At 57.1% G+C, this 16,418-nt stretch carries 17 protein-coding genes and 1 rRNA gene; 3 read left to right on the forward strand and 15 right to left on the reverse strand.

Features of this window, described 5'->3' with window-relative positions:
- Positions 1-78: ribosomal RNA gene (locus H4Q31_RS11430) — 16S ribosomal RNA — on the reverse strand; the annotation flags it as partial.
- Positions 79-662: 584 nt separating this feature from the next.
- On the reverse strand, positions 663-1,583 hold the full coding sequence (locus tag H4Q31_RS11435) for a nucleotidyltransferase-like protein (RefSeq protein WP_311771726.1): 921 nt from the start codon (positions 1,581-1,583) through the stop codon (positions 663-665).
- Positions 1,584-1,754: 171 nt separating this feature from the next.
- On the opposite strand from H4Q31_RS11435, the gene H4Q31_RS11440 reads away from it, so the two are divergent.
- Positions 1,755-2,141 carry a DUF2614 family zinc ribbon-containing protein gene (locus H4Q31_RS11440; protein ID WP_185179214.1) on the forward strand — a complete coding sequence of 129 codons (387 nt, stop codon included), beginning with the start codon at positions 1,755-1,757 and terminating at the stop codon, positions 2,139-2,141.
- A 53-nt stretch (positions 2,142-2,194) separates the two neighbouring features.
- On the opposite strand, the gene H4Q31_RS11445 is transcribed toward H4Q31_RS11440, so the two are convergent.
- The 8 genes from H4Q31_RS11445 to gatC form a co-directional block, all read right to left on the reverse strand.
- Positions 2,195-3,946 (reverse strand): glycosyl hydrolase family 18 protein, encoded by a 1,752-nt coding sequence (locus tag H4Q31_RS11445; protein WP_185179256.1) that lies wholly within the window; start codon positions 3,944-3,946, stop codon positions 2,195-2,197.
- Positions 3,947-4,110: 164 nt separating this feature from the next.
- Entirely contained in the window at positions 4,111-4,542 is a 432-nt protein-coding gene (locus tag H4Q31_RS11450) for a Fur family transcriptional regulator (protein WP_185179215.1), read from the reverse strand.
- A 143-nt stretch (positions 4,543-4,685) separates the two neighbouring features.
- Positions 4,686-5,252 carry a hypothetical protein gene (locus H4Q31_RS11455; RefSeq protein ID WP_185179216.1) on the reverse strand — a complete coding sequence of 189 codons (567 nt, stop codon included), beginning with the start codon at positions 5,250-5,252 and terminating at the stop codon, positions 4,686-4,688.
- 41 nt (positions 5,253-5,293) lie between these two features.
- Complete coding sequence (locus H4Q31_RS11460; RefSeq protein WP_185179217.1) at positions 5,294-5,992, reverse strand: MgtC/SapB family protein; 699 nt, start codon at positions 5,990-5,992, stop codon at positions 5,294-5,296.
- 77 nt (positions 5,993-6,069) lie between these two features.
- Positions 6,070-6,558: a GNAT family N-acetyltransferase gene (locus H4Q31_RS11465; RefSeq protein WP_185179218.1), complete on the reverse strand. Its 489-nt coding sequence runs from the start codon at positions 6,556-6,558 to the stop codon at positions 6,070-6,072.
- A 106-nt stretch (positions 6,559-6,664) separates the two neighbouring features.
- Positions 6,665-8,101, reverse strand: a complete 1,437-nt coding sequence (gene gatB / locus H4Q31_RS11470; RefSeq protein WP_185179219.1) for an Asp-tRNA(Asn)/Glu-tRNA(Gln) amidotransferase subunit GatB — start codon at positions 8,099-8,101, stop codon at positions 6,665-6,667.
- A gap of 17 nt (positions 8,102-8,118) precedes the next feature.
- On the reverse strand, positions 8,119-9,567 hold the full coding sequence (gene gatA, locus H4Q31_RS11475) for an Asp-tRNA(Asn)/Glu-tRNA(Gln) amidotransferase subunit GatA (RefSeq protein WP_185179220.1): 1,449 nt from the start codon (positions 9,565-9,567) through the stop codon (positions 8,119-8,121).
- Positions 9,568-9,586: 19 nt separating this feature from the next.
- Positions 9,587-9,874, reverse strand: a complete 288-nt coding sequence (gatC, locus tag H4Q31_RS11480) for an Asp-tRNA(Asn)/Glu-tRNA(Gln) amidotransferase subunit GatC (protein WP_185179221.1) — start codon at positions 9,872-9,874, stop codon at positions 9,587-9,589.
- 146 nt (positions 9,875-10,020) lie between these two features.
- On the opposite strand from gatC, the gene H4Q31_RS11485 reads away from it, so the two are divergent.
- Positions 10,021-11,145 (forward strand): EAL domain-containing protein, encoded by a 1,125-nt coding sequence (locus H4Q31_RS11485; protein WP_185179222.1) that lies wholly within the window; start codon positions 10,021-10,023, stop codon positions 11,143-11,145.
- A gap of 67 nt (positions 11,146-11,212) precedes the next feature.
- Here the strand turns inward: H4Q31_RS11485 and H4Q31_RS11490 are convergent, their stop codons facing one another.
- Positions 11,213-11,587, reverse strand: a complete 375-nt coding sequence (locus H4Q31_RS11490) for an ATPase (protein ID WP_185179223.1) — start codon at positions 11,585-11,587, stop codon at positions 11,213-11,215.
- A gap of 174 nt (positions 11,588-11,761) precedes the next feature.
- Between H4Q31_RS11490 and H4Q31_RS11495 the strand changes: the two genes are divergently transcribed.
- Entirely contained in the window at positions 11,762-12,493 is a 732-nt protein-coding gene (locus H4Q31_RS11495; protein WP_185179224.1) for a hypothetical protein, read from the forward strand.
- Between the two features lie 97 nt (positions 12,494-12,590).
- Here the strand turns inward: H4Q31_RS11495 and H4Q31_RS11500 are convergent, their stop codons facing one another.
- The 4 genes from H4Q31_RS11500 to H4Q31_RS11515 all read right to left on the reverse strand — a co-directional run bounded on the left by H4Q31_RS11500 (position 12,591) and on the right by H4Q31_RS11515 (position 16,418).
- Positions 12,591-13,787: a M24 family metallopeptidase gene (locus H4Q31_RS11500; RefSeq protein ID WP_185179225.1), complete on the reverse strand. Its 1,197-nt coding sequence runs from the start codon at positions 13,785-13,787 to the stop codon at positions 12,591-12,593.
- Positions 13,788-13,855: 68 nt separating this feature from the next.
- On the reverse strand, positions 13,856-15,037 hold the full coding sequence (locus H4Q31_RS11505; RefSeq protein ID WP_185179226.1) for a Ger(x)C family spore germination protein: 1,182 nt from the start codon (positions 15,035-15,037) through the stop codon (positions 13,856-13,858).
- A gap of 37 nt (positions 15,038-15,074) precedes the next feature.
- Positions 15,075-15,296, reverse strand: coding sequence for a hypothetical protein (locus tag H4Q31_RS11510; protein WP_185179227.1), 222 nt, complete (start codon positions 15,294-15,296; stop codon positions 15,075-15,077).
- 15 nt (positions 15,297-15,311) lie between these two features.
- Positions 15,312-16,418, reverse strand: coding sequence for a GerAB/ArcD/ProY family transporter (locus H4Q31_RS11515; RefSeq protein ID WP_185179228.1), 1,107 nt, complete (start codon positions 16,416-16,418; stop codon positions 15,312-15,314).

A 16,418-nucleotide genomic window follows, 5' to 3' on the forward strand; every position in this document is an offset into this window, starting at 1 on the left:
CAATGAGATCCGCTCGACTTGCATGTATTAGGCACGCCGCCAGCGTTCGTCCTGAGCCAGGATCAAACTCTCCATAAAGGTAAATCCTCCGGCGCTCCAAAGGAACGCGCATCGGAAGCATCTACTTTGAGAGAGCCAAATGGCTCATTCGTTGTTAAATCGTTGTCCGTCTCCCAAGAACCGAAGCTCAAGTTCGACAGGGTCCGTTAAATCCGATCGACGATCGGATCGATTACGCTCGATGTTCAGTTTTCAAGGAACAAGTTCGTTGCTTCTCTAACTCGTCGTTGTCGTAACAGCGACCTTCATAATATATCACAGCGTCTCGTTCGATTGCAAGGACCAATTTGTTCCAGTCCGTACTTTCTTGCTTGATTCGCTCACCACCGCGTTACCTCTTGCGGCGGCGAGAATTAATTTAACACAGATACAACGGCCGAGTCAACGCTATTTCGACATAAAATTAAAGAAGTAATATTCAGTCATTTCAAGCGATTCGCGCGTTGGGACGGCCAGTCTCGATCCTACTGCAATCGGACGGCAATTCCGGCAATCCGCGTTCCAGCGCTCCGTCATTCGCGGCGCTCTCCTGATACCATCCCCGATTACCAGCCAAATATTCCGATAAACCAAAATCCTCCCGAAGGAGGATTGGAGTACATCTATTCAGCTGCCATGCTCCCGGGAACGGCAGCATACCGCAGTTCCATCACGCCGGCTCCGACCTCCCGCTTCGGCCGGGCGACCTCCAACAGATAGCCCTTCCTCGCCAGCTTCTGAAGCAGCAAGGACAAATCCAGGGAAAGCCCCCTCAATTCTTGATGCTCCATAAGCTCCGGCACGCTCCACCCTTCCGCTCTTGTCTCGATCAGGCGCAGCAGCAACGAGCACGAAGACTTCATTTTCGTCAGAACCGAGAATTCGCAAGCCAGAATCAACAATTGCACTCGCTGTTCGACCGTCTCCCGATTCGTAGTCAGTTCTTCATACAGCTTGTAGATGCCCGGGTTCACGCGCCGCAACTGCACCCATACGGTGAACTCCGGATTCATTCCTTCTTCTATAAGCGCGATGTGCGCCCAATGATGCAGAGACGTTAGGATATGGCTGTAGGCGTCAAGAATCTGGCCGTCCTTCAGGTCTTGCTTCGCTTGCAAGTAGGTCTTCATGAACTTCGAGAACTCGATGAGCATCTTGCGTTCCTTCATCCGCTCCGGCCAATCGTTCAAGCGGCGCTTCAAGTCGGTCATATACCCGCCCCGATCGAGCAGCACCTCGCCTTGGACGACCCACTGAACAGCCCCCCGGCTCTCCCCGCTCATGACCCACATCTCCAGATAATCCGCGGTCACTCTTCGAACGAGAACCCGGGTGTCTCCGACAATCAGATGTTCTGTCCCCTTCTCTTGCTCCTGATCGTATACAGCTAGAATAAGACGGTCCATTCCGTCGAACAGCGTCTCATTAGAATAGGAATTCGAGACCGACACCAGGCTGATCAGCCCGTCCTCGCGTCCGAACAAATCCGTATAGAACAGTCCGCTGTCATTCATCCGACTCATGGTCACCATCACCTCGATCACTCAGTCCCTCTTCCCCATTGTGAATCCAGAAAGTGGTCTGTCTGCTGATTGTAAGCTATAATGATTTTGCAGGTGTAAGTATCTTCTACAGAACGGCTTCGGTTTCCTGCCGGGATGTCGGATATGTCCAAATATGTCGAGACTGATCAAGAAGATGGGAGTTACGTAGACATGAAGTTTAGAGCTAGCAAAATTTCTACGATGCGGACTTGGGGATTGCTGCTCGTATTCGGCGGCATGGGGCTGATGGTGCTCGGCACAAGCGGAATTCTGCTATTCGGCCAAGTAGGCAAGATCATTGCGGCGATCTTCATGGTGTTCGGGTTGCTGACTTGCGCAGCTAGCATGATGATCTATTTCTGGGTCGGCATGCTGTCCACGAGCGCGCCGGTGATCGATTGCCCCGAGTGCGGCAAACGAACGAAGATGCTCGGCAAGACGGACCGCTGCATGTACTGCCATACGATTCTCACTTGGGATCCGGAGGAAGCGACGGAAGGCGCATCAGTTGAAATGGCAGCTGTTGAGACGGATCGACAGACTCTCTCTCATACATAAGGCAAGAGGCGCAGCCGGCGGAAGAAGATCCGCAGCTGCGCCTCTCTTATAGATTAGGGGTGCGACTGGAGCGCCTTGTCCAGCACCGCCCATATATCGGAATCCGCGAAGCTCCGGTTCCACGTCGCGGCTCCCGCCAAGCCATACTTCTTGATCAGCTCCGCACGAGCCTGTATGGACGTCTCGTCTTCAAACCATATTTTCCGAGTGGCCCCGTCTTCCGTGTATTCCGCATAGTGCTGGCCGGTCTCTTCGGACAATTCCGGCTTCAGCTTCTTGTCCGTGATCAGCTTCTGCGCGGCGGTCATGCTCATCGTCTTCGAAGAGACCTCAACGCCTCCGTCCTCGCCCGGATTCTCCGTCCACAGACGCGTATACAGCGGCATACCCAGTATCAGCTTGTCCTTCGGAACGTCATCTTCCTCCAACAGCCGCTTGATAGAAGCTTCCGTCCACGGAAGAGAGGACACAGAGCCCGCTTCCGGGCTCGATGCCCAGTGCTCGTCGTAAGCCATCAGAATCAAATAGTCCACGGTCTGCGACAATCGCTTGCGGTCCAGGAAGAGCGACCAGAGCTCGCTATTCGACTTGGGCGTGACATCGATCGAGACGACCAGGCCCTGCTCATGCAGAAGCGGTGTCAGCTCCCGGACGAATTGGATGAGGTTGTCCTTGTCTTCAGTCTTCACGCTCTCATAATCAATATTAATGCCCTGCAAGCTGAAGGTCTTCGCATAAGCGAGCAGCTGCTGGATCATCTTCAGGCGGACATCGTAGCTGGCCAACGCCTGATGCGTGCGTTCCTCATCGAAGCCGTTGCTGAACAGCCCCCATATCTGCATGCCTTGGTCGCGAGCCCACTTCGAATAGCCTGCATCCGCCTTGCTGACAATTTGTCCTTCTCCGTTGCTCAATTCGAACCAGGTCGGGCTGACGACGTTCACGCCGGTTAGCTCGCCGATCGATCGCGTGTCCGGGTTCGCCGTATAGACAGCTTCCCAAGTCAAGTTGATCCGCTTGCCCGTCAGCTTCCACGGAACGAACGGCTCCTCGTCCGCCGCCGAAGCCGCCGAAGGAACCTTCCGGATGGAAGAGAGGACGACGTCGCTCTTCTCCGCGTAGCCGAGGAAGCCTTCTGCGGATTGAACCTTGTACCAGCCCTCTTCTTCACCCCAGATCGTCAAGCCCGTCCCCGCCGGCATATCCTCGACGATCGGATAAGAACGCTTCGGACCGGACCGCAGCTGAACGCCGTTCTTCCCGGCATTCTCGGGAACGACCGCCGTCTGCAGCGTACTCTCGGGCAGCTGCAGCGTCACGATGCCCGACTGCGCTCCCACGTCCGCTTGAATGCCGAACAGCTGCTTCAGCGGCGCGAAGGGCAGGTACAGCTCGCCTTCTTCATCGGACTTACGGGCCGCGAAGCTTAACGTAATCGGCTTGCTGTTCAGCGTCGCGTCCAGCGCTCCGGTCTTAAAGTGCAGCACTTCCGTTGACGTTGTCAGAATAATGGTCTCGGTGGCGGCTTCGTAATGTACACCGTCCCCGAGCAGCCGCTGGGCGATGCTAAGCGGAACGAGCAAGCCTTCGCCTTCGCCAAGCGCGGTTGACTGGCTCCATTGCCCTTCGATCATGATCGGATGAGGCCTTGCCATATATTCCGGAATCTCGTGAGACATATTCGGCCTCGTCACCGCCCACCAGACGATGACGGCAGCGGCAGAAGCTAGAAATAAGAGGAGCAGCGCCAAAGCTCGTCCCAACCGACCGCGAGGTCGGGGACGGCGCCGGCCGGTCATGACCATCGTGTTCAAATCTTCACTCTCCCATTGGAAGTCTATTAAACTGGACGATCAGCAGCCGCGAACGGTTGCATCCAATCATCGGCAGATGCCGGGAGGGGATCCGGAAGCCACTAGCAAAAACGCGCGCAAGGCTGTCGACCTTCCGCGCGTTTATCTTCTTGTATTTAGGAGCGCAGCGAAGCGCACGTTGGGCAGAGGCCGTAAATCTCCATCCGGTGGCCTTGCACCATAAATCCGGTTCTCTGTGCCGCAGCTTCTTCAACCGCGCGCACGGGAGGATGATCGAAGTCGACCATGGTTCCGCAGCGCGTGCAGATCGCATGGTAGTGGTCGGACAAGTCGGAATCGAATCGGCTGGAGTCATCTCCGTAGGTCAATTCTCTAATTAAGCCGGCGTCCACGAACAGCTTCAAATTGTTATAGACCGTCGCTACGCTTAAGCTCGGGTATTGAGGAGACAGCGCTCGAAAAATGTCGTCGGCAGTAGGATGATCCTCTGATTCCATCAGAAATTGCAAGATCGCATAACGCTGCGGCGTCATCCGGACCCCGCCGGATTTGAGATGGTCCACGGCATGATGTACCCGGGAGTCCATTCACCTCACAGCCTTTCCTTCGTGTTAAACTAATTGTAAATGTTTATTTTTGCAATTGTCAATGGAAGAAGCCCCCGACCGAAGCCACGAAAGTCCGATGGCGCTTGCGTTGGCATTCGGAGCGCGCTTGGACTGCCGGCCGATCAACCTCTGCGGTTCGAGCTGCCCCGCCGTTCCCACACCCAGATCAAACCGCCGATCACGAAGAGGATAACGGCTCCGGTCATCGAGCCCGACGAATGCAGAAACCACCGGGTCCAGTTCATGTCGGCGATGGAGAACAACGCGAGTCCGCCTGCCGCCAGCAGCACTACTCCCGCGACGGACACTTGGTGCTGGGAAGGGGTTCCCTGTGCGGAGGGCATCCCGTTCGGGCCTGAAGCTCCGAGCCAACCCGCCGCGTGCCTGTCATTAACCGCCTCGGTCTGCTGCAGTGCATCGAACAAGCTATAGAAGTATTGGATCGGCACCAGCAGACTGACCAGCACGATGACGAGGACGCTGCTGCCGCTGCCGGAGCCATTGCCATATTCGATCGCGAAATAGACGATGGCGCAAATGTTGAGCGATAGCAGCAGCATGATGGCGATTCCCTTGGCCATTAACCCCAAATACATATGTCCGGTTCCCGGGAAGAGAAGCGACAAGAGCGCGGATACCCATTTTCTCTTCTTCCGGACAGGCTGATCAGGATAACCGCTAGAACTCATATCCGTTCACCTCCAAGAAGTCGATTCCGTTCCGAACCGGTCTACTCGACCCCGACGGCGAAGACGCCTGCCGTCTTGCGCAGCCGCTCCACGAGCTCGAGAGCCGTCTCGATCTTCGCCATGTTCACCCTCAGACGAATCCGCGTCCGCACCGAGTCGTTAGGGCCGACGTAAGATTCCTCATATTGAATGCGAAGCAGCTTGGCGCCCTTCTCCCGGAGCAGTTCCTGAAGCTGCTCCGTCGTGATCTGGTTGGCGTCCACCGATAACGTGATCAGATGCTCCTTCGTCTGGTTGACGAATCTTCTCTCCACGATATGAAGACCCCAGAGCACGAGCAGTGCAAGAACCGAACAGATCGCAGCAGGAAAATAGAATCCGGCGCCAACAGCTAATCCAATAGCCATTACCACCCATAGAGAAGCGGCGGTTGTCAGACCCGTAATCGACTTGCCCGTGAACAGAATGGTACCGGCTCCGAGAAAACCGATGCCGGTAATCGCTTGCGCCGCCAATCGGGCCGGGTCGCGGTTCACGTTAGGCTGCCCGATGAAGTCCGTGAATCCGTAAATGGACAGAATCATAATCAAGCAAGATCCCATGCAGACGAGCGTGTGCGTGCGCAGACCCGCCGCGTGATTCTTGCGTTCCCGTTCAAAGCCGATCAGACCTCCAAGAATGACGGAGATGAGCAGCCGGAACATCAAATGCCAATTATCAATCACCCAAGGATTGTCCATGCCGCCTTCTCCTTCCCAAATCGTAGCATGATACGAGCCGAATGAACAATGGCTCGGCGGCGGGGCCGCCGCCAGCCTTAAGTCTCGGCTTCGGCACTTGCCGGCTTCCGCATCCGCACCATCGCGATGCCCGGCGCCGGGCAGAACGTCTCAGCAGGCAGGAAGCCCAGCTTCGCATACAAGGACAGTGCCGGTTCATTGCGAACCTCCGCCGTCACATCCCAATCGGAGCCCGGCGCATACTCCGCCATCATAACAGACAGCAGCTTGCTGGCAAGCCCCTGGCGGAAATAATCCGGATGCACCATCACCCGGCAGACCGTTGAGCTCCCCGCCTCATCGCCAGTCTCCGCGGATACGGCGGCTGCGAGCTCGCCGTCCTCCGTCCAGCAGCCCCAGAACGTCTCGGTCCCGGCGCAGGCCTCCAGATCAGCGACTGTCTCGCGAAGCGGCGGAAGATCAGTGACGCCGATGAGGTTCGCTTCGATTCGATAGGCTGCATGCTGCAAGCTCCACACCAGCTCCGCCGTCTCCCGATTCGACAGATCCAATCGTTCGATCACCATGAATACTGTTTGCTCCTACTCTTCGTATACTCTTTATCATAAATCCAAATGGGAAAAAACGGCTATCCTTAATTTCTATAAGGATTGCCGTTCCATCATTCCGTTATTAGCCTTTGAGGCGTTCCATCAGCAGCTTATTCACCATGCCAGGGTTCGCCTTGCCCTTCGTCTCCTTCATAATCTGGCCGACGAGGAAGCCGATCGCCCTGTCCTTGCCGCCGCGGAAATCCTCCACGGATTGCGGGTTGGCGGCGATAACCGCGTCGACGATGGCCACGATCGCGCCTTCGTCGCTGATCTGTACGAGCCCTTGCTCCTCGACGATCTGCTGCGGCGACTTGCCCGATTCGATCATGGATTTAAAGACGGTCTTGGCAATCTTCGTGCTGATCGTGCCCTTCTCGATCAATCCGATCATCTCGCCGAGCCCTTGGCCGGTGACCTTCACGTCGTCCAGCTCCAGGTTGTTGGCGTTCAGATACCCGAGCAGATCGCCCATGATCCAGTTAGCGGACGCCTTGGCGTCGCTCGTGTACTTCAAGCTCTCTTCGAAGAAGTCGGCAAGCTGCTTGGATGCGGTCAGAACGCCGGCATCGTAGGAAGACAGGCCATACTGCTCCGTATAACGGGCTTGCCGCGCATCGGGGAGCTCCGGAATGGAAGCCCGCACGCGTTCCTTCCATTCTTCATCGATATGAAGCCGAACGAGATCCGGGTCTGGAAAATAACGATAGTCATGCGCATCCTCCTTGCCGCGCATGCTGAACGTCTTGCCCTGCGCATCGTCCCAGCGGCGAGTCTCCTGTACGATCGTTCCGCCGCTCTCCAGCACGTCCGCCTGGCGCATCTGCTCATACTCGAGCCCGCGCTGCACGCCGCGGAACGAGTTCATGTTCTTCAGCTCCGCCTTCGTGCCGAATTCCTTCTGTCCCCACGGACGCAGGCTGATGTTGGCGTCGCAGCGCAGCGAGCCCTCCTCCATCTTGACGTCGGAGACATCGCAATATTGCATGATGGCGCGCAGCTTCTCCAGATAAGCCTTCGCTTCCTCCGGAGAACGGATGTCTGGCTCGGAGACGATCTCGACGAGCGGCGTGCCGACGCGGTTGAAGTCGGCTAACGATCCGAAGCCGCCGTCTATGTGCGTCAGCTTGCCCGCATCCTCCTCCAGATGAAGGCGGGTGATGCCAATCCGCTTCGTCTGGCCGTTCACTTCAATGTCGATCCAGCCATTGCTGCCGATCGGCTGGTCATATTGCGAGATCTGATACGCCTTCGGCGAGTCCGGGTAGAAATAGTTCTTACGGTCGAACTTGCACCATTCGGCAATCTCGCAGTTGATCGCCATCGCGGCCTTCATGGCGTACTCGACCGCCTGGCGGTTCAGCACGGGCAGCACGCCGGGATGGCCAAGGCAGACCGGGCACGTATGGGTATTAGGCGGCGCTCCGAACGAGGTCGAGCAGCCGCAGAAGATCTTGGACTTCGTATGCAGCTCGACGTGCACCTCAAGTCCAATGACCGTCTCGAATGGGGTAGACATTGTTGGCTCCTCCTCCTCTACAGCGCCGGGCGCAGCTTATGATGTTCAGTGTTGCCTTCATAGGCGTGGGCGGCGCGGAGCACCGTCGCTTCGTCGAACGGCTTGCCCATAATTTGAAGCCCGACAGGCAGGCCTTCTGCCAATCCGCAAGGAATGCTGATCGCCGGAATGCCGGCAAGGCTGGCAGGAATGGTGCAGATGTCGTTCATATACATCGTCAGCGGATCGTCCGCTTGCTCGCCGAGCTTGAACGCCGTCGTCGGCGCCGTCGGCGCCAGGATGATATCGAAGCGTTCGAACACTTGATCGAAGTCGCGCTTCACGAGCGTGCGGACTTGCTGCGCCTTCTTGTAATAAGCATCATAATAACCGGAGCTGAGCGCGTAAGTGCCGAGCATGATCCGGCGCTTCACTTCCGCGCCGAAGCCGTCGCTGCGGGAACGGCGATACAGGTCAAGCAGGTTCGCCGGATTCTCCGAGCGAACGCCATATCTCACGCCGTCGAACCGAGCCAGGTTCGAGGATGCTTCGGACGACGCCAGCAGATAATAGGCGGCGACAGCGTACTCTGTATGCGGCAAGGACACTTCTTCCCATACGGCGCCCATCGATTCGTACACTTTCAACGCTTCGAGCACCCGCTCCTTCACCTGCGTATCAACGCCTTCTCCGAAATATTCCTTCGGAACGGCAATGCGCAAGCCTTTGACATCGCCTGTCAGCGAGGAAGCGTAATCCGGAATATCGACGTTGGCAGAAGTCGAGTCTCGTTCGTCATGGCCGGCGATCGCCTGCAGCACGTAAGCCGCGTCTTCAACATTCTTCGTGATCGGACCGATCTGGTCGAGCGAAGACGCGAACGCTACAAGGCCGTAACGGGAGACGAGACCGTACGTCGGCTTCAAGCCGACAACGCCGCAGTAAGCGGCCGGCTGGCGAATTGACCCGCCCGTGTCGGAGCCGAGCGAGAAGTATACTTGGCCGGCAGCGACCGATGCGGCAGATCCGCCGCTGGAACCGCCCGGAACACGGGACGTATCCCAAGGATTGCGAACTGGATGGAAGGAAGAGTTCTCGTTCGAGCCGCCCATCGCGAATTCATCCATGTTCAGCTTGCCTACCGTGACGGATTGTGCCGATTTGAGCTTCGTTACGACACCGGCATCGTAAATCGGGTTGTAGTTCGCCAAGAACTGGCTGGCGCAGGTGGTGCGCAGCCCTTCCGTGACGATATTGTCCTTGATGCCGGCCGGAAGGCCGAACAGCAAGCCGCGTTCGCCGGTCCAGGCATCCAGCTCCCCAGCCTGCTTCTTCGCTCCGGCCTCGTCCATCGTCAGGAATGCGCCAATCTTCCCGTCGGTCTCGCCGATCTGCTTGAGCGACGCATCGACAAGCTCGGATACCGACAGGTCTTTATGATGAAGACGGTTATGTATATCGGACAACCGCATATCAAACAGAGACAAGTGGAGTTCCTCCCTTATGTTATTCCATTACGGCCGGCACCCTGAAGTGACCGTCCTCTTCCTCCGGCGCGTTAAGAAGCGCCTTCTCGGCCGACAGGGAAGGCCTGACCTCATCTTCCCGCATTACATTATAGATCGGCAGCACGTGGCTGGTCGGCTCGATGCCGTTCGTATCCAGCTCGTTCAGCTTATCCGCATATTCCAGAATCGTACTCAGCTGTCCGGCTAACCGATCCTTCTCGGCTTCGGATAGCTCGAGACGCGCCAGATTCGCGACGTGTTCCACGTCTTTGACGGTGATGCTCATGGTCCAGTATCCTCCTCACGTTCGTGTCGAATCATTCTCATTATTATATCGGACAACCTGGGAAAAAGAAAACCCGTGGACGCGCTCATAAACTCCGGAAGCTGGGAATATTAGAGGAGGAGACGAGTTGGAGGAGATAGGAGGGAATGGCATTGGCCCGTTACCACATGCGCAACCGCAGGCATCCGCTCCGGGACGCCGGCCTTCTGGAGCTGGCGTCGGACGATCTAGGCGCTTGCGAGCTGCTCGAGAGCTTCGCGGGCGAAGGATCCGCCTCGCCGCAAGGGCGCGTCTGGTCGCTGCGCTTCGAACAATATGAGCCTTTCCTCCAGTTAGTGAACCATCTGCGCCGGTGGATGAACGAAGAACAGAGCCGAGCCGTCCGTTGCCGAATTACGTATGAGGATTCGGCTGGCGATGCCTATGAAGACGAGGCAGCACAGCGCTTGGAGAAGAATGCGGAGGACGGCACATATGAGGCAGGGCTGGCAGCCGACGGTTGGGCGCCGATCGGCTACCTGTTCGCGAATGTCGGCGGCGACGGCATTGCCGACCTCATCCTCAACCGCCGCTTCACCTCATACATGCAGCCGATTGTTCAGCCAAGCGGCCAATCGATCGGCTATGAATTCCTGCTGCGGCCGCTGCCCGAGCATCCGCCGTTCCGCCCGGCCGAATTGTTCGAGAAGGCGCGTGAAGCAGGCCTACATTCCTACTTGGACAGAGAAGCCCGCGACAGCGCCATCCGCTTGGCGGCTCGCCACGTGCCGCAAGGCGTGAAGAAATTCGTTAACTTCCTGCCTTCCTCGATCTACCGTCCGTCCTCCTGCCTGGAGAGAACGTTCGGCGCCATTCGGGAACACGCCTTGGATCCGGCGGACTTCGTCTTCGAGGTGGTGGAGACGGAGCAGTTGGACGATATTCGGCATCTGAACGATATCTTCGATGCTTACCGCGGAGAAGGCATTCGGCTGGCGATGGACGACGTCGGCGAGAAGCATGCCACATTGGCGGCGATGGACCGACTGAAGCCGGAATACGTGAAGCTGGACCGCAAGTGGGTGACCGGCTGCCACGCCGATGCCGGCAAGCAGAAGTATATCGACGACGCGCTGGACCGGGCCGCCAGGTTCCATGGCGTCGTGCTTGCAGAAGGCGTCGAGCAGGAAGAGGACTGGCGTTATCTGGCTAAGGCTGGCGTGCCGCTGCTGCAAGGATACCTTTTCGGAAGACCGTCGCCTGTCCCTCTGCCGGCCTCCGCGTTCATCTAGTCGCAGATAAAAATCCCGGCCGAGCCCGCATACAGGCTTGTCCGGGATTGGGATGTCGATTAGATCCTTAGATCCAGGCCTTCAAATTGATCTGCTTGATGAATTCCTCGCGGCTGAGCACTTCCTTGTCGGATTCCGGTTCCGCCGGCGAATCTCCATTCATTATCCGCCTGAACAATTCTTCGTTGCGGGTAGCCAGCGCGAAGTCGATCAGCGCTTCGCGTTCGATTCGATCCGCCTCTTGGGCGAGCAGAACCTCTTCGAGCTCTACGTCATCCGAAGAGACATAGTACTGGCGGTTCGCTTTGGGCACTCGAACGATATAATCAAATACGCTGTCGTTATTTCTATCATAGGCGATAATATAGCCGTACTCTCCAACGGGAAGATTCTGTTCGAAGCGATCGTTCACGATAACGATTCGATCCCCGAGCTTCAGCATGCCGTTCCCCTCCCTAGACAAAAGCGGTCTACTGCTTCTATCTATCCTACTAAAAAACACCGGATTTATGCAAATAGTCGACTTTTGTTGACATGATTTTGAGCCGCCCTCTATACTTTCTTTATGTTCCTCCGGATCCACATATTCGGAAATAGGAAGAAGAGAGGGAAAATAATGGCTAAATTCTGTACGATGTGCGGGTCCCCGATCCCGGATCCAACGAACGATCGGTGCGATGCCTGCCTAGCTGCCCAAGAACAAACCGCTGCCATTGAACCTGGATTCAAGGCGAGGCCGCAGCAGCAATCGATTGAGCTTCACCCACTCGCGGAATGGGCAAAGGAAGCGCTGCTCAGCCCTTCCGCCGCCCTTAATCGGGCAACGGGCTTCGCGAATGCCGTTCCGGGACTGGTCATCGCTGTCGTCGGCTCGATCGTCGCCGCTTTAGCCGCCGTTCTGTTCATCCGCAGGATTCTGGATAGCATCCTGTCCGCCTTGATGGGCGGGTTCGGAGAGTTGTTCTATTCGGATGTCGTCCCGAATTACGGCTCCGCCTTCTTCAGGCTGCTGCTCCTGCTGCTGCTCCAATGGGTCGTGCTGTCGCTCGTCGTAACCGGCACGGCACGCATGTTCAAGCAGCGTGTAACGGTCATTCAAAGCTTGAATATCGTAGGCATGACCAAGCTGTACTTGGGGATTGGAGCGATCGCGGCTCTCATTCTACAATATATCATTCCGGCACTCGCGATCGTCGTTCTGCTAGCCGTTATCGTCATGGGCTATCTGGCGATCGAACGGGGAATTCGTCCGCTGCTTAGACAGCAAGGCGATTCGTTCTATCTGATTCCGTCCGCTCTAGGGCTGTACGGCGTGTGCGTCTGCTTGTTGTGGCAAATCTTTTTCTAATGCGGCAGAAATGCGGCAGAGCTACCTGATGACGGATTCAACGAAGAGAGAAACCGGCCGAGCGATCGGCCGGTTTCTTGCGTCTTATCGTTTCCGGTCAGACGATGAATAGCTTCTCCGGACTGGCAGTCAGTGTCTCGAAGCCGCTCTCCGTGATGAGATAGCTGTTCTCGATCCCGACGACGCCGAGGCCTGGGAACGTAAATTTCGGTTCGATCGCGAGTACCATTCCCGGCTCCAGCGGCTCCGCGAAGCCTCGCGCCAGAACGGGCCACTCGTCGATCTCGAGGCCGATGCCATGCCCGAGGAAGCGAACCTGGTCGGCTCCGAAGCCCATGAAGTGCTCGGACAAGCCCGCTTCCGCGGCCATCTCCAGCGCCTCGGCGTACAGTTGCTCCGGAACGGCTCCAGGCGCGAGATGGCTCTCCGTCCGCCGGAGAATGCCGACCGCCGCTTCATAAGCTCTCTCCAACTGGCCAGGAAGTGAACCGATCACCGCCGTCCGGGTCTGATCGATGACGTAGCCGTCGATGCAGCAGCCAATGTCGAGCAGAATCGGCTCGCCTCTGTGAATCGGTCTGCCGGAAGCGCTCTGAGGAGCAGCGGGAGTCAATCCCAAGCCGCCTGCCGGACCGTCGAAGTAAGAGGGCTCCGCCGCGGCTTCGCCAGCCGCTACCATGCCGGTCATGATCTCCTGGTTGTAGCCTCTCATTCGCATCAGCCCGATATGCCCCTGCCGGCGAATGGCATACTCGATGACCGCGAGCAGCTCCAGCTCCGTCATCCCTTCCTTCAATTCGGATAAGCCATCGTCCAATGCGCGGGCTGCCGCTTGAGCGGCGACCCGAATCCGCTGCGCTTCGAAGGGGGATTTGACGCTGCGGACGCGCCTGAGCAGGCTCGAAGCATCCTTCCAATCCGCACCCGGCACGAGCTCTAGCAGCTTCAAGTATAGCTGCGCTGGCATGACATCCAGATCGGCCCCGATACGCGGGCGGCTCTTGCCGAAGACAGCCGGGTAATCCGCCGCGAGCTTCGCTCCGAACTGCCGGAACGATCCCAAATCTACCGTGCGAACCTGGGATTCGGAGCTCGCCCGGAGCAAGCTTCGCTTGACGTAATAAGCAGCCTCCCCTTCTCTCGGGATGAACAAATAACCAGTCTGCATCGAACCGGTCCAATAATAGATGCCGACATTCTGCGAGATCAGACATCCGTCTAACCCCTGCTGCCTCATGAGCTGTTGCAGCCGCTCCCGCCGGGAAGCGGCCTCGTGATTCGGCCACACTGCCATTCTCTGCGCCTCCTTCATTGTCTTCATTAGAGCAAAGAGGCGCGATCGCGTCAAATCTCTGGCTTCGATTATTCCTTGTTCACTTGGTCATACGGAACGCCGCCCGGAACGTTGACCAGTCCCGGCCTATTGATGCGTGCGGCAACGCGAACGTTCACCTTAATCTCGGGAAAGATCTTCTCCCAATCGTCCTTGGCCTTCTCCCACTGCTTCGGATACTTGCGGTGGAACGCCTCGGCGAAGCTGACGACATCGGCCTTCTGGTTACGTTGAACCTCGCGGAGCGATTGCTTGATCCGTTCGCCTATTTCGTCTGAGAATGACTTCTCCAGCCGGGCTAGCACCTCAGGGTTAATCGGGTTCTCCAGCGTCTCGTTCTGGGTGATATCGCCCTGCGTGCGGACGAAGATATCGACTTGCCAGCTTCCGTTAACCATTCGCGGCGTTACCTTCGTGCTTGCTTTGACCGGACGCAAAGACACTCTGCCGCGACTCGGTCCCTCCTCATTCTCAAAAGTCACAACGTACTCTCTTATTTGATTCAGCACCCACATAACGCCCCGCGTGACCCCTTCGGACATTGTGCCGGTCATTCTGCCGTTCTTCAAGACAGCCGTACCGCTCTCATACGGAATCGCCCGCTTCCCCTTCCCGAGCGGCAGAATACGGACCATCGGAATCATCTGCACATGGGAATCGCTCTTGAATTGCCTGCTGAGTTCTCCCACCGTCACTTTGATCCCGATGTCCAACTGCGTCAAATCTCGAATCACGCTGGCGGAAGAACGTTCAAGCGGCGGGTAGGTATCGAGCACCGCAGCCGCCTGCCCTTCGCTGACGAACATATAGGCATGCTCTCTGAACTGCGGGCTGCGAATCAGCAGATCGAAGTGATTCTGAATGCCCGATCTAGCCAGTTCTTGCGAGAAGATGAACACTTTGCACTGCCCCCAGAAGATCTTGCGAGGCACCTTCATTTGCAGCCGGGCCAATGCGTCCGCAATGTTCTCGCCTTCTTCATATCGGGTTGCCGTCTGTTGCTCCTGCCCTCCGCCGCCTCCGCCGCCTCCGCCGGTGACTGCCGTCTTGGGAATAAAAAATTGCACCGTAACGCGTACGGAATCTCCCGCTCCTCGATCGAAAGCCGCGGCGGTCACGAGAGCCAGGTCGTTCAGCTCTTTCCGGTCCCAGCAGCCGGTGGAGAATGCAAGCATTGCGAGAACGGCTGCAAGCCCGATCGCCGTCCTCATCGAATCGACTCTCCTCTTACAGGCAGTCTTCTCATGCTTAAGGCTCCACCAAGGGACGCAGCGGCTTGAACACATATGCCATCACACTCGTTGGTCCGGGAGTATCTGGCAAGTTCAGAAAGGATAGGACCGCGCCAGCCAGCAGAAGCGCGAGAAAAACGATGCGGTCTTTACCCGGCTGCTCCTGCAGCCTCTTCCATTCGGAAATGGCGATAATAACGGCTGCGATAGCTACTTCCCAGAAGAACCACTTGCCCATCTGCCTCCTCCTTCTCTATCCGTTCGGTCGCGATTGCAAGGATCTGCGTCTCCATTGAATGGACGCGGCAATGACAAGCAGGCCCGGCAGCACGGCCATCATCGTTGGAACCCAGAACGGCGCCACCAGCAGGTTCTGTTCCGCTACGATCGCAAAAGAGGGCAAATCCCAAATGGAAAAAATCAGGATGAGTATGCCGACCGGAAAAACAATCAGCCGGTAATCGCGCAGCCTGAACAATTCGGAGCAACTCATCGAAGCCGCATAATAGAACACAGCCAGCTTAACGAAATTCCCCACGACCCACATGGCCAGCAGGAAAGCCTCCATGTTCTCGAAGAAGTCCGCCACGTTGATATATCGGAAGGCAATCAAGATCGTGACCAACTTGCTGCCGGTGTCCGGACCGAGCAGAAGGATCGAGAATAGATTGACGTAGAACATGCTGGCTACGATCGCCGCGATCGAGGCGACTGCCCATCTCCCGATCTTGACGCCGCTCGCCAGGCGAGGCAGGAAGAACGAGATGAGATACACCTCGCTCATCCAGGCTTGCGGCGTGAGCGAGCCCTTGAGTACGGGAACGATCCCCCGCTCCAACGGCGGGAACAGATATCTAAACTCAAGATGCGGATAGAGGAGCACCAGAAGCAGCAGCGGCAGCACAAAGATTGGCGTGAGTAGAGCGGCGCTTCTGGCGATAACGCCTGCCCCGCACCTCACGGCAATGCCCGCAAGCAACGCAATAGAGGCGATTACGAACGTAAGCGGCGTTCGGTTCATGAAGCTGCCTGTGACGAAATCACCATATTGCCTGACCGTCACCCCTGCCGCTTGCAGGCAGAAGAGGAATAGCAGCAGACCGACGAGAAACCCAGGTATTCGCCCCAGAATGCGCTTGATGTAAGCGACGGGCGACAGCCCGGGATACATCCGGCTCAGCTTGACCGCGCAGCCCATGGAGATTAGCGCCGTCAATATGCCGGGAAACATAGTCAGCCACAGACCGTTCCGCGCATATTGGTAAGAAGTCGTAGGCAGCGTGATAAATCCTGTGCCAAGCACCGTCGAATACATCACGCATGCCAATTGAACGCCAGTCATCTTATCGTTATTTGACAC

Source organism: Cohnella lubricantis, from assembly GCF_014212015.1.
GTDB lineage: Bacteria > Bacillota > Bacilli > Paenibacillales > Paenibacillaceae > Cohnella > Cohnella lubricantis.